This is a genomic window from Paenirhodobacter sp. CAU 1674 (assembly GCF_029222945.1).
GTDB lineage: Bacteria > Pseudomonadota > Alphaproteobacteria > Rhodobacterales > Rhodobacteraceae > Rhodobacter.
In genome coordinates this window covers 14,207-27,953 of record NZ_JARHUH010000007.1, presented here as the reverse complement: position 1 = coordinate 27,953, position 13,747 = coordinate 14,207, and the positions used below count along the sequence as shown (strand labels likewise).

Sequence of the window (13,747 nt, the reverse complement as noted above, 5' to 3'; positions counted from 1 at the left end):
GTTTGGGAGCGGCCGCAAAATGGACCCTGCCCGCACAAGCTTGCTTGCAGCGGGGATGGCCGCCGCACATTTCCATCCCAAACGCCAAGCCCAAAGTGGCAGTTTTTTGCGCCGCCGTTGACATGCTGCTCATCATGGCCTCCTTGCCTCAGAATTAGCGAAGAAGGCGTCCACATTATGCGGGGGTATTCACGTAAAGGTGGGATAGGCCGCTCCATGCCAATGATCGCAATAGAAGGCGCGAGACACGTCAATGGTGAGCGCTGCGCAACAATCGGCCAGCTGCAGGTGCGCAAAAAGAAAACGACCCATCCATCGAAGGCGAGCCCGATGGTCTTGCTTGTTTGAAGCCATTGGCGCTAAGTTGGGGCAAGGAGTGGCGTCACCTAAACACATGTCCGCCTACACGCGCTCGCGAAGAACTGAATCGATGTTTCTATATTGATCTGCACTTCGGGTCCTTCCCATTGTTCCAACAATAGACTTACCGGCAGGTATCATGGCACCCAAATTTGGCACTTCCGGACTGAGGGGGCTCGTCAGTGAGCTCGAGCCAGACCTAATTTCACAATACATTCAGGCATTTGTTTTGGCTTGTCCGATCGGAACGGCAATCTTCGTCGGGCGCGACCTTCGCCCCTCGTCGCCACGTATCGCCGCCAATGTGATAGCCGCCGCACGTGCAATGGGCTGTGATGTCGTTGATTGCGGCGCTCTACCAACGCCCGCGCTCGCCAGGGTCGCCATGGCGGATGGCGCTGCTGCGGTCATGGTGACGGGCAGCCATATTCCAGCCGATCGCAACGGGCTAAAATTCTACCTTCCAACTGGAGAAATTACCAAGGCGGATGAGACGACAATTCTGCACAAGCTTGGCGCCTCGGCGCCGCCCGCACCACATCCGGGAACAGTCACAAAGAACTTGTCAGCCGAGGCGGAATACACTGCGCGGTATTTGCATGCATTTGGCGCCGGAGCGCTTTCGGGCCTGCGGCTTGGTGTGTATCAGCACTCCTCCGTCGGGCGCGACCTTTTGAGCCAGACGCTGGAAGCCCTTGGCGCGACAACGGTTGCACTTGCTCGCTCCGAGGGCTTTGTGCCCGTTGATACTGAAGCGGTGCCGGCGGAGACTCGCACCGACCTGACGGCCTGGGCCAAAGCCCACAACCTCGATGCAGTCCTGTCGACAGATGGTGATGCTGATCGCCCGCTCATGACCGATGGCTCGGGCAAAGTCATTGCGGGTGATGTGCTTGGCGTTCTGACAGCGCAGGCTCTCGGTGCAGAAGTCGTCTGCACGCCAGTCTCAAGCAACTCGATGGTGCAACAACTTTTCAGCCCGCGCGCGGTGCATCTAACCCGCGTCGGTTCGCCCTATGTCATTGCCGCGATGGAAAGGGTCTTGGCAGAAGACCCACACGCACGTGTGGTGGGGTTTGAAGCGAACGGGGGCTTTCTGCTTGGCTTCCAAGCCGATGCCGCCAGCGGACCGCTTGACGCCCTGATGACCCGCGATGCCTTTTTGCCGCTGCTTGCCCCCCTCGTTGCCGCGCGCAAGCAACAGCGCACTCTCGCGCAGATATGCGAGGCCCTGCCGCAACGCGTCACCGCCACGGACCGGCTGGAGAACATGCCTAGCGAGGCTGGCCTCGCGTTCCTCTCGCACCTCACACAAAACGCGAAGGCGCGTGAGCACTTTTTGTCACCGCTGGGCGCCGAGGTCGCAGTCGACCTCACAGACGGCCTGCGCATTTCGCTTGAGATGAACCGAATCGTGCATCTGCGGCCGTCGGGAAACGCGCCGGAGTTTCGTGTCTACGTTGAAGCCACGAGCGAGACAGAGGTGCGAAATTTGCTCGATCGCACGCTAAGAATGGTGAAAATTGGTTTAGCCAACAACTAAGGATTGCGGCAGCGCAGCATGTATGATCTCAAATATTAGAATTTCGTTAGAATTTCTTGGGCGGCTTCGATGATTTACCCGACTATCCTTTGTGGCGGCTCCGGCACACGATTGTGGCCGCTCTCACGGAAGAGTTATCCCAAGCAGTTCGTTCCGCTGCTGGGCGATGAAACGCTGTTTCAGGCTTCTGCAATACGGCTTAGCGCCGAAGGTTTCGCCGCGCCCGTGGTCCTGACGAACTCGGACTTCCGTTTTATCGTTACAGAACAACTATCTGCTGCCGGAATCGACCCCGGGGCGGTGATCATCGAACCCGAGGGGCGCAATACTGCTCCCGCGGTTCTTGCGGCTGCACTTTATGTTCAGCGTGTCGACCCCACTGGCATCCTGCTCGTTGCACCCTCCGATCACTCGATCCCGGATGCCGCAGACTTTCGGGCAACGGTTTTGCGCGGCCTCCCGGCGGTGGAACAGGGCAGGATCGTTACATTCGGCATCAAACCGACACGTGCCGAGACCGGCTATGGCTACCTGGAACTCTCTGCTCCGCCAGATGCAAGCGGCGCGCCTGTCGCGCTGACCCGCTTTGTCGAAAAGCCCGACAGATCTCGCGCCGAAGAGATGCTTGCTGCGGGCAATTATGCTTGGAATGCCGGGATCTTCTTGTTCAAAGCCACAGATATGGTGGCAGCTTTCGAGGCTCATGCGCCCCAGCTGCTTGGCCCTGTGCGCGCGGCATTGGAGGAGGCAAAACCAGATCTTGGGTTCCTGCGTCTCGCTCCAGACCCTTGGGCCGAGGCCCCTGATATTTCGCTCGACTATGCGGTGATGGAACACGCAACCAATCTTTCCGCAGTTTCCTACGACGGAGAGTGGTCAGACCTTGGCGGATGGGATGCGGTCTGGGCCGAGAGCAAGCGCGATACTGCAGATGTAAGCCTGTCAGGCACAGCAACCGCAATCGACTGCGCCAACAGTCTGCTCCGCTCAGACAGTGAAGGCGTTGAACTCGTCGGCATCGGGTTGCGCAATGTAATCGCGGTCGCCATGAACGACGCCGTTCTTGTGGCAGATATGTCGCGGGGGCAGGACGTGAAGAAGGCCGTCGATGCGCTCAAGGCTCGAAAGGCCCCACAAGCTGTGCAGTTCCCGAAAGACCATCGCCCTTGGGGATGGTTCGAAACCCTTGCCCTTGGAGACCGCTTTCAGGTCAAGCGCATTGTCGTGCATCCGGGCGCGAGCCTGAGCCTGCAAAGCCACCACCACCGTTCGGAGCACTGGATCGTGGTGCAGGGCACCGCCGAGGTGACGATTGACGACAAGGCCCAGCTCGTGACCGAAAATCAGTCAGTCTATATCCCGCTCGGCGCAGTGCATCGGATGAAGAACCCGGGCAAGCTGCCGATGGTGCTGATCGAGGTGCAGACCGGCGCTTACCTCGGCGAGGACGACATCATCCGCTACGACGATGTCTATTCGCGCGGGCAAGGGGCGAAGGGATGAGGGGAGCCGAGTGAGGCGCCGGTCGATCTGCATGCCGAGCTGAAGCGGCTTCGGCGAGAGAATGCAGTGCTGAAGCAGGAGCGCGACATCCTAAAAAAAGTCGCGGCCTTCTTCGCGAGGGAGGGAAATCGGTGAAGTTCGCCTTCGTCGAAGCGGAGAAGGCCAACTTCCCTATCAGCCTGATGTGCCGTGTTCTGGGCGTCAGCCAGAGCGGCTTCTTCGCCTGGCAGGAACGGCCTGCCTGTCGCCGCCAGCAGCAGGACATGGTTTATCTGGAGCATATCCGGACGGCTTTCGCGCTGTCGAACGGGACCTACGGCAGCCCCCGCATGCACCGAGATCTCGTCGATGAGGGCCATGATATCGGGCGGCATCGCACGGCGCGGCTGATGCGACAGAACCAGTTGATCGCGCGGCAGAAGCGGCGGTTCAAGCGCACGACGGACAGCGAACATGCCTGGCCCGTCGCGCCGAACCTCATAGCACAGGACTTCACGGCAGACGGCCCGGACAGGAAGTGGGGCGCAGACATCTCCTACATCTGGACAGCGGAGGGCTGGCTTTGCCGTAACCGCCCGATTGTCACCGCAGCTCAGCTTGGCTGCGCCCAGTTCCATGGAAGCAGCTCGTCAAGCCGGTTGATCTTGTGATCATGGATGCGGTCGAGGACGTTGGCGAGCCAGGCTTGTGGATCGATGCCGTTCATCTTGGCGGTTTCGATGAGCGTCATGGCCCGGGCCAGCGTTTCACCACCGCTGAACTGGATAGCTGCACCTTGCCTGGCTTCACCAACGTCGATGATCCCGCGTGGCTCGTTCTTCACCATCACCGCTAGCCTGTCATGGTCCTTGCGGAGCGAGCCATGGGCGCCATTGGTTCAAGCCCAATGGCGAGCGATGGGCTTCGTGGCCACCATGATTCACACCCGGATCGACGGGAAGAACACGGGCGGGCCTGCAAGACCATGGCCAGTTCCACGACCCGTGCCGCAGGCGTGGCAGCATCCAGACGCACCGTCACAGGCCCGACAATCAGATCAATCGACGCCGTCGCGATCGGAGCCGAGGCCGACCGAGGCGAAGCCATGGGTGCTGCAAACTCTGCCCCCGCATCCTCGGGCACAACCAGCTTGCCCTGCCGCGCAAGCATCCGCCAAAACGACAGGTGGTTGGCCTTCAATCCATGCCGAGGCGCCACCTCGTTCACCGTGGCGTCGGGCACCAGCGTCTCCGCCACGATCCGACCCTTCACCTCGTCATATTACCGCCGCTTACCCGCAGGAGCCGCCAGAAACTCCACAAACCCAACGGCCTCCATGCTGCGCTCCCGATGTCCCCGACTGACATCTCCCGTGTAAATCTCCGCACAGGGGCGCGTCGCAGCTTACGGATTCAACAGGAAGGTGGGGGCGAGACAGCGCTTACTCTTCTCGAATGTGCCCAAACTCAGCACTTCATCGTGGCGATCACCAACGCAAGCTTGTCCTTGGTCACGTCAATTCCGACGTGGATCGTTCCGTGGGCTTTCCGCATGTCTTCCTCCATCGCCAAAGGGCAGCACCCGCCGCCCAACGGTCAGGATACAGACGGATCCGCCATGGGTCGGTCGGTGAAAAAGACATGCGGTCTTACTGATTTCTGGGCCTATGCGAACGAGGTTGCACTCGACCTCTCACGGCCCGGAAAACCCACGGACAACGGGTTCATCGAAGCCTTCAACAGCAAGCTTCGGACCAAATGTCTGAACGCCCACTGCTTCATGAACCTTGCCGACGCCCGCGAAAAGCTGGCGGCTTGTCGTAGAGCTACAGCGGGGTGCGGCCCCGCAGCGTGATCGGTTGCAGCGTCCCGATCGACAAGCATTATCCCGATGGCGCCACCGGTCCGTCGTCGTGATCCGAGCCGGGGAAGTTCAGATAACGGCGGTCAAAAAATGGGGTGCAACGCAACGTTTGCTGCACCAAAATCTCTGGAACAGCAAAAATCAGACCCTGAAACAGACAGCGGTAAAATTGCTCCGCCCGAAACAAATATCTCACGGGCGTATCAGACCACAAGGTCCTCTTCTTCCTCTCTGTCAACGTCTTCGGCCACTTCCACCGTCGGGATCTCGGTTCCATCGTCAAGGATCAGGATGTCGGATTTCGACACGCCGACAAGGGTAACGCTATCCCTGTCATTCAACCCGATTACTGCGTTTCCATCATCATCCTCGCCAATGTCCCAACCGGCATCGACGAAATTGGCCAGATCTTGACCGTTGATAGAAAGACTGTCTTCGCCCAGGGTGAAATCGTTCAGCCTTACGCTGGCCGTTCCCTTATTGGCAGCGCCCGCCAGATCGTAACTATCTGCGCCTTCGCCACCCGTCACTTCGTAATTTGCGTTGCGCCCCAGATCGAGATGGATCGTGTCATCGCCATCGCCTCCGTCGATTTCCATGCTATGGCGCGCATAGATTTCGTCATCACCCGCACCCAGCCGCACCTCATGCGAACCCTTGAAGGCATAAACGGTGTCATCACCGTCTTTCATGTCGATGATCTCATGCTGGTCGGATGTGCGCAACGTATCGCCGCCGTCCGTTCCGACCAGCGTCGGATAATCGGCCAATCCTTCGAGCACGATAGTGTCGGTGCCATCATCACCCGCATAGCTCAGCACAAGATTGCCATCCTCGTCCGGCGCGGTCGAGAAGCCCTCGGGCAGATCGGTCAGGTCAATCGCCACCACCTCGCCATTAACCACAACTTCGAGTTGGTCATGAGCCGGGTCGAAATCGGTGATCCGCAATTGTGACCCGTCGGTGCCCGTTCCGAAATCAGTGGCGGTAAAGCGGTCGTCGCCATCGCCCCCTGTCATCGTATAACTGCCGGTCCCGGCCATTGCGGCGTTGAAAATGTCATCGCCGTCGCCACCATCGGCGATGCCCCCCCAAAGGCCCAGGTGCAATTCGTCATCACCCGTGCCACCTTCGAGCGTGTCATCTGCACCAAGGCCGATAAGCGTATCGTTGCCGCCCAAACCCTCAAGAAGCACGGCGTCATCTTCCGTGCTCAGCAGATCGTCCCCCTCGGTGCCAGTCAAAAGAGGATCGACCGGGTCCGGCTCAACTTCCTCACCGCTGAGCGCGGCGAACAGATCATCGCGGCTCACGCCGTCGAACTGCACGGTGATCTGATTGCCCCCCTCGGTATAGGTCAGCAGCGCGCCCCCATCGACCTCAGTCACGGCATCGGGGTTTTCCGCAATCCAGGCCATCGTTTCCGCCTGGTAATCCGCAATCGCCGCAGCCAGCGCTGCCGGCGTATCGAAATAACCGTCGAGCCAGCTGTCCGAGATAATCAGACTATCCTCGGTCACGTCAAAATCGCTGACATGGGTCGTGCCGCTTTCCCCTGCAAGGAGCGCGATCGTGTCCGCCCCGTCACCAAGGCTAAGCGTCAGCTCATTGCCGCCCACAGGACCGTTTGTTGCGATCAAATCATCCCCGTCCCCCAGCGCGATCGCGGCCTGCACCGCGCTCGATTGGAAGGCGAACGAGACAGTGTCATTGCCAACGCCCATATCGACATCGAATTCAATATTGTCGAGATAGGAATGCAGATCGGCGAAATCGTTTCCGTCGCCGCCCTCGATCGTGGTGTCGCCATAACGCGCATCAAAGCTGTCATCGCCCTCGCCGCCATAGGCGGCTACAGAATCCCCGGTAAGGACGATCGCGTCATTCCCCGCACCACCATCGACCCGCACACCGTCGCCGAAACTGTTGATGATGTCATCGCCTGCGCCAAGGTCAACCTCGTTCCCGTCGCCTGTAAGGGTCAGCGTGTCATTGCCCTCGCCGCCGTCGATCAGCATCCCATCGCCATAGGTGGAGATGACATCGTCGCCCGCGCCGCCCAGAACACTGGCGCCATCGCCACCGCCATAAAGCGTATCCGCGCCGTCGCCGCCATCCAGCAGCGCGCCGTAACTCTCGACATAGTCATCCCCGGCGCCCGCCGTGACACTGTTGTCCGAACCCGAGGACCCGTAGACGGAATCATTCCCCGCGCCCAGGATGACCTCGTTGTAAGCGCCCGAAAGGGTCAACGCGTTGTTGCCCTCGCCGCCGTCGATCAGGTTGCCGTAGCCATAAACCGTCAGCGAGTCATTGCCATCACCGCTGGTGATCAGGTTGTCGCTGCCATCGACCTGCAGCGTGTCATTGCCAGCACCGCTGGTGATCGTGCTTTGCCCACCGTCGTGGTCTATCCAGTTATCGCCCTCGCCGCCGTCGATCAGCATCCCATCGCCATAGGTGGAGATGACATCGTCGCCCGCGCCGCCCAGAACACTGGCGCCATCGCCACCGCCATAAAGCGTATCCGCGCCGTCGCCGCCATCCAGCAGCGCGCCGTAACTCTCGACATAGTCATCCCCGGCGCCCGCCGTGACACTGTTGTCCGAACCCGAGGACCCGTAGACGGAATCATTCCCCGCGCCCAGGGTGACCTCGTTGTAAGCGCCCGAAAGGGTCAACGCGTTGTTGCCCTCGCCGCCGTCGATCAGGTTGCCGTAGCCATAAACCGTCAGCGAGTCATTGCCATCACCGCTGGTGATCAGGTTGTCGCTGCCATCGACCTGCAGCGTGTCATTGCCATCACCGCTGGTGATCGTGCTTTGCCCACCGTCGTGGTCTATCCAGTTATCGCCCTCGCCGCCGTCGATCAGCGCCCCATCGCCATAGGTGGAGATGACATCGTCGCCCGCGCCGCCCAGAACACTGGCGCCATCGCCACCGCCATAAAGCGTATCCGCGCCGTCGCCGCCATCCAGGCTGGCCCCCCAGATGCTTTCCAAAATATCATCCCCGCCCAATCCTTGAATCAGCAGGTCATCCACATTGCCGACCAGCGTGTCGCTGCCTTGGGTGCCAACCAAAGTATCGCTCAATATCACGGCCATCACGCGTTCCCCTAATGATGACTAAAATTCACATGAAACCTGGCGAAAGATATTTTTTGAGTAAAGTGTCCCGCAAATATTGACCTAGCGTCATCCTCTGTATTTTAGCGACTGTGCGGAAATTTTTGACTCTGCTGTCCCTGGCCTGGAAACAACGTCTCGTGTTTGTTTTTCATGTGGCATTTGGTGCCTTGGATGCAGGCGAAGGTTGGTATTCGGCATGCCTTCACGGTCTTGACAGAAACGCCCGCAGAATCACCCCACAGCGAAGGGACGAGAAAACCGCGCCACTGGGCCAAGAGATGGCTGCGGAAATTTGAACAGCCGGGATAAGTGGATTTTCCGCGCAAGGGCGGCATGAGGCTGCGAGCGAGGAGAGGACCATGGCAAAACGACCGTGCTGGAACCACAACCCGGCGTTCAAGGCGAAAGTGGCGGTGGCTGCGATCAAGGGCGAGAAAACGCTGGTCGCGTTGGCGCAGGATTTCGACGTCCACCCGACCCAGATCAAGCGGTGGAGCGATCAATTCCTTGAGGGCGCGACCGGGGTGTTTGGACAAGCCCCGAAGGCCAAACCGGAACCGACCATCGATGTAAAAACACTGCATGCGAAGATCGGAGTGTTGACGCCAGGGAATGATTTTTCGTCCGGCGCGCGACGCACTGCGCGGTGAGCGCCATCGGTCGAGCGAGCCGCCCAAGGGTCTGTTGCCGAACGCAAAAAGATGATCAATCCCGCAGCGAAGCTGAGCGTCGGCCGTCAAACCATCATGCTGGGGATCAGCCGGGGCAGCGTCTATTACAAGCCACGCCCGGTATCGGATGCTGATCTGAAGCTGAGACACCGGACCGACAAGCTGCACATGGACTTCCCGTTCGCGGGCACCCGGATGTTGCAGGGGTTGCCGGTCGAGGGCGACTTAAAGGTCTGGCGGCTGCACGTTGCCACGCTTATGAAGCGCGTGGGCATCGAGGCTGCTCTATCGCAAGCTTAACACCTCGAAACCGGCGCTTGGGCACAAAATCTACCCCTATCTGCTGAGAAAGCTGCCCATCATCCTGTCCGTCATCAATGCCACGTCCAGTATTCCGGAAAGTGCGCGGGCGACCGTCGGCGCACAGGTCTGCGGCATCCTCGAAATGTTCAGGGAACATGAGGAGCGCGAGCGTTTCGCCAAGCGCAAAATCTCAGCCTTGAACAGTGAGCGGCAGCGGTTGAAAGAACAACTCGCCGTGCTGCGCCAGGAGCATTTCGACAAAAGCTCCGAAAAGGGCATCGCTGGGGAGGAAGAGGACCTCGACGTCTCGCTTGCCGATGACGAGGAAGACGATGAACTCTGCGAGAAGCCCACGGGCAAGCGCCCCCGGAAGATCCCCAAGGGTATCGAGCCGGTGGTGGTCCATCACTACCCCGAAAACCGCAACTGCAGCTGCTGCGGGCGCGAAATGCCCTCGATCAGTTCCTGGAGCAGCCTGCGGATGGTGACGGTCCCCGAGCATGTTGAGTTCATCCAGCACGTCCATCACACCTGCGCCTGCAACCACAACGAGCACTGCAAGGACAACAAGCCCGTGTCCGACAAATCCGACAACCACATCATGAAAGGACGCGGCATCGACCCGACCTTCGCCGCTGAAGCAGCCGTCCAGAAATTCTTCGAGCATATCCCGACGTTCCGGATGGAGCGACGGCTGCGGAATGCCAACGTGAACTTGAGCCGACAGGCCATCGGCAGCGGCATCGCACATCTGGCGAGCCATCTGGAGCCGGTGCGGCAGGCCCTGCTCGATCATGTCAAAGCCGGTCACGCCGCACATGCCGACGAGACCCCGGTGCGCGTGCAGGCGCCGGGGAAGGGCAAATGCGACCAAGGTTATTTCTGGGCGATCTGCCGCGATGAGCGGGGCTGGAACCCGAAGGCCGAGCCGGCTGTGGTCTATTTCTACGCACCGTCCCGGGCCGGCTCCGTGATCGAGGAACTGCTGAGCGGTGCTTCGTTCCGATACCTGATCTCCGACGGATATGCTGGCTACAATCGGCTGTTTCAAAACGACGACCTCAATGACAGGCTGGTCTCGGCCCGCTGCTGGGCACACGCTCGCCGGAATTTCCATGAGGCTTTCCTCGCCACGAAGAGCCCGCTGGCCAAAAGGATCGTCCAGATGATCCGTAAAATGTATGCTGTGGAAAAGGCGGCGCGAGGTCTTCCGCCCGAGGCGCGCACTGCGATGCGGCAGGAGCGGACCCTGCCGGTCCTGGCTGAGATCCGGGCGGAACTGCTCAAGGCAGAATCCGGCGCGCAGGGGACCCTGAAGAAGGCGGTCAACTACACTCTGAAGGCTTTCGATGCGTTGCAGCGCTTCGCTTTCGATGGCCGCCTCGAAATCGACAACAACCCGATTGAACGCTGCATCCGCGGAATCGCACTGACGAAGAAAAACTCGCTCTTCGCCGGGAGCCATGACGCTGCGCAGGTCTGGGCCGTCTACTACAGCCTCATCGAGAGCGCACGGCTGAACCGGATCAACCCGCGCAGCTATCTGAACTGGGTTGTGGGTGAGATCGAGCGCAATCAGGGCGATGTCGATCTCTCGACGCTGATGCCCTGGAATTGCCCGGTCGGCCAGATCGAGGACTGAGCGCCGCCTGTCCCGGCCTCAAAAGGCCGGGGTTACCCCGCGGGAAATGCCTGCAGCCGGAACCCTGTAAGGGTTCCGGCCCGAAGGCGCTGGAACCAGTGCAGGTATCGCGGACTGAAATGAGTGTCGGGCGATCAACGGAACTTCTCACCTTCAGCTTCGCAGTGCTGGAGCACCTGATCGATCCAACGATCGAACCAGACCCAATTTCCGTAGTCGCCGACGCACCCGAAGCCCTTGCCGGGGGTCTTCGCGCCGAGTTGCCTACATAGCTGCGTATGGTCATGCAGGCGGAATTTCGGGAAACCTGCCGCCTGCATCTTCTTCACCACTCTGTTGGGTGGATACCGATCCTTGTTCACCTCCTTGAGGATGATCTTGCTGATCTCTCCGGCTTCATCGCTGCCACTGGCAACGATATGAACCGCGGTGTCGGCCGCACCGGGCTTCTTCGCCACCATCGGCACGAAGCCGTAGGAGATGCGATAGGCCGGGTCCTTCATCTCCTCCTCGGTCAGACCATGCTCGAACGCATCGATCGCCGCCTCTATATGCTTCGGCAGGCCGGATGTTTTCTTCAGTGCAGCCCTCTGTTCCGTGCCGAAGGAAACGAACTGCAATGCAAGTGGCAGGCGCTTCTCCAGCCCATACTGCGCCCCGAATTCCGCCTTCAGCAGATCGTTGAAATTCAGCGCGCAGGACTGCAGCTTCGCGCCGAGCGCATCGTCAATCCGGTTGGTCGAGCGGTGTTCGATCTCATGGCGGATCTTAATCAGAAACTCGAGGTTCCTGGCCGCCCCGCCCTTCACCGGGCATCTCGGCTGCTTGAGGCAGTGCCCAAGCTCCCAGAATTATTCGGCACCCTCCTTGGTGGTTTGCCCTCGATAGCGGTAGTCGATCCCCTCCCGCCGGAACCAGGCGTGGAGCAGATATGTCCAGGCGATGATCGCCGTAACGATGAACAATTCGGCTCGGAAGGTCAGCCCGGCGGAGTTGAAGGTCTGGACTCCCGCGATCATCGCCTCCCGGGCCTTGATAAGCAGCTCATCTCCGCGAATGCTCAGGCCGGTCGCGTGGTCGATGTCCGGCCATGTCGACACAAAGGCGTCCAGATCCTCGTCGGTCGCGGGTTTTGTTGCTTTGTGCTTTGCCCCGGTTCGGATTTCACCGATCAGCCGATGGTTTACCGTCCGGGTTGGTCGGGTGAAATACGCCAGGATATCCTGATCATTCGTGCGAGCCACGCCCCGGGCGATCATCGCCTTGACAAGCGCGACCTCCCAATTTTCCAGGGTGTTTCCCCGGCGCCGCTTGATCTTCTTGGGGCCATTTTCGCGGTCAGACATCCTGAACCTCCCTGAGCATGCACGCCAACCAACCTGCCCAACACTATTTCGAGGGACGGTTTCACCGGCAAGCCCGGGCGCGTTTTCGCGAACATCACAGGGAGAGATCGGAAATCATGGCTGTTGCTTCCGTTGGGGAGCATCTCGACGATCATGGTGATCCGCGCCACCTTGGGGCTGCAGGATGGGCGTGGTCGGCACTGTCGAATCAGGGCCGAGTTCGAGTTCCGTTGACGCAATCTCGGCTAGCGCGTCCCGAAATCAACTCGAACATCAGGGCGTTTCGGGGGCCTTTGCACCGCTTACGGAGAACATGCCTAGCGAGGCTGGCCTCGCTTTCCTCTCGCGCCTCACACAAAACGCCAAGGCGCGTGAGCACTTTTTGTCGCCGCTGGGCGCCGAGGTCGCAGTCGACCTCACAGACGGCCTACGCATTTCGCTTGAGATGGGCCGAACCTTACATCTGCGGCCCTCGGGAAACGCCCCGGAGTTTCGTGTCTACGTTGAAGCCACGAACGAGGCAGAGGCGCAAAACTTGCTCAATCGCGCGCTAAAAATGGTGAAAATTGGTTTAGCCAACAACTAAGGATTGCGGCAGCGCAGCATGTATGATCTCAAATATTAGAATTTCGTTAGAATTTCTTGGGCGGCTTCGATGATTTACCCGACTATCCTTTGTGGCGGCTCCGGCACACGATTGTGGTCGCTTTCACGCAAGAGCTATCCCAAGCAGTTCGTTCCACTGCTGGGCCATAAAACGCTGTTTCAAGGGGCGAACCTGCGCGAACTTCCCACCGCGGAAGCCGTCGAGGCGATAATTGCGGCGCGACGCCTCGATGGGCCCATCCGGCTCATCATGGTCGGCGGCGATTGGGTGCGAAAAGGCGGACCACAAGCAGTTGCGGTTGCGCACACCTTGCAAGACCGGGGTATTCCCGTCGAGTTGCACGTGGTTGGCGCAAAGCTGCCCGAGGGGCTTCCGGATTATGTGATCGGCCACGGCTACGTGCGCAAAGACGACCCCAAGAGTTGGGCGCGCTTCCGCGCGCTCATGGAACAGGCGCATTTCAGCATTCTGCCGACGCGTGCCGACTGCTGTGCCGTTGTGCTCGCCGAGGCTGCGGCCTTTGCCGTTCCCGCACTGGCAACGCGGGTCGGCGGCGATGAAGCCGCCGTGCTCGAAGGGGAAACGGGTTACCTGTTCGCGCTAGATGCCGATCCCGGCGACTATTGCGACAAGATCGAAGCGCTGATCACCGCGCCCGAAGCTTATGCCGCCTTGTGCCACTCGGCGTATCGTGCTTTTCACGCCGAACTCATCTGGGCCAAAGCAGGCGAACAATCGGCCCAGCCTATTCGCGGCCTGAGCACACCGCAAAACCTAGCCCGGCCGTAACGATCTTTCG

General features: G+C 59.9%; 7 protein-coding genes and 5 pseudogenes. 8 read left to right on the top strand and 4 right to left on the bottom strand.

Annotated features, from left to right (window positions below):
• The first annotated feature begins 499 nt into the window (after positions 1–499).
• The 3 genes and pseudogenes from P2G62_RS11075 to P2G62_RS11065 all read left to right on the top strand — a co-directional run.
• Positions 500–1,903, top strand: a complete 1,404-nt coding sequence (locus P2G62_RS11075) for a phosphomannomutase (RefSeq protein WP_275734963.1) — start codon at positions 500–502, stop codon at positions 1,901–1,903.
• Between the two features lie 69 nt (positions 1,904–1,972).
• Entirely contained in the window at positions 1,973–3,406 is a 1,434-nt protein-coding gene (locus tag P2G62_RS11070; protein ID WP_275734962.1) for a mannose-1-phosphate guanylyltransferase/mannose-6-phosphate isomerase, read from the top strand.
• 36 nt (positions 3,407–3,442) lie between these two features.
• Positions 3,443–3,969, top strand: a pseudogene (locus P2G62_RS11065) (IS3 family transposase); the annotation flags it as partial.
• 29 nt (positions 3,970–3,998) lie between these two features.
• Here the strand turns inward: P2G62_RS11065 and P2G62_RS11060 are convergent.
• A pseudogene (locus P2G62_RS11060) lies at positions 3,999–4,163 on the bottom strand (transposase domain-containing protein); the annotation flags it as partial.
• 74 nt (positions 4,164–4,237) lie between these two features.
• A complete protein-coding gene (locus tag P2G62_RS11055) occupies positions 4,238–4,657 on the bottom strand; it encodes a transposase (protein ID WP_275734961.1) in 420 nt (139 codons plus the stop codon).
• A 381-nt stretch (positions 4,658–5,038) separates the two neighbouring features.
• Here P2G62_RS11055 and P2G62_RS11050 point away from each other — a divergent pair.
• Positions 5,039–5,301 (top strand): annotated as a pseudogene (locus P2G62_RS11050) (transposase); the annotation flags it as partial.
• Positions 5,302–5,451: 150 nt separating this feature from the next.
• Here P2G62_RS11050 and P2G62_RS11045 read toward each other — a convergent pair.
• On the bottom strand, positions 5,452–8,355 hold the full coding sequence (locus P2G62_RS11045) for a calcium-binding protein (RefSeq protein WP_275734960.1): 2,904 nt from the start codon (positions 8,353–8,355) through the stop codon (positions 5,452–5,454).
• A gap of 383 nt (positions 8,356–8,738) precedes the next feature.
• Here P2G62_RS11045 and P2G62_RS11040 point away from each other — a divergent pair.
• Positions 8,739–9,411: pseudogene (locus tag P2G62_RS11040) on the top strand (IS3 family transposase); the annotation flags it as partial.
• A gap of 84 nt (positions 9,412–9,495) precedes the next feature.
• Positions 9,496–10,995: an IS66 family transposase gene (locus P2G62_RS11035; RefSeq protein WP_275735204.1), complete on the top strand. Its 1,500-nt coding sequence runs from the start codon at positions 9,496–9,498 to the stop codon at positions 10,993–10,995.
• Between the two features lie 134 nt (positions 10,996–11,129).
• Here the strand turns inward: P2G62_RS11035 and P2G62_RS17785 are convergent.
• Positions 11,130–12,254, bottom strand: a pseudogene (locus P2G62_RS17785) (DUF3644 domain-containing protein).
• A gap of 271 nt (positions 12,255–12,525) precedes the next feature.
• Here P2G62_RS17785 and P2G62_RS11020 point away from each other — a divergent pair.
• Together P2G62_RS11020 and P2G62_RS11015 are read left to right on the top strand one after the other, a co-directional pair.
• A complete protein-coding gene (locus P2G62_RS11020; RefSeq protein ID WP_275734957.1) occupies positions 12,526–12,927 on the top strand; it encodes a hypothetical protein in 402 nt (133 codons plus the stop codon).
• Between the two features lie 69 nt (positions 12,928–12,996).
• Positions 12,997–13,737, top strand: coding sequence for a glycosyltransferase (locus P2G62_RS11015; RefSeq protein WP_275734956.1), 741 nt, complete (start codon positions 12,997–12,999; stop codon positions 13,735–13,737).
• The last annotated feature ends 10 nt before the right edge of the window (positions 13,738–13,747 follow it).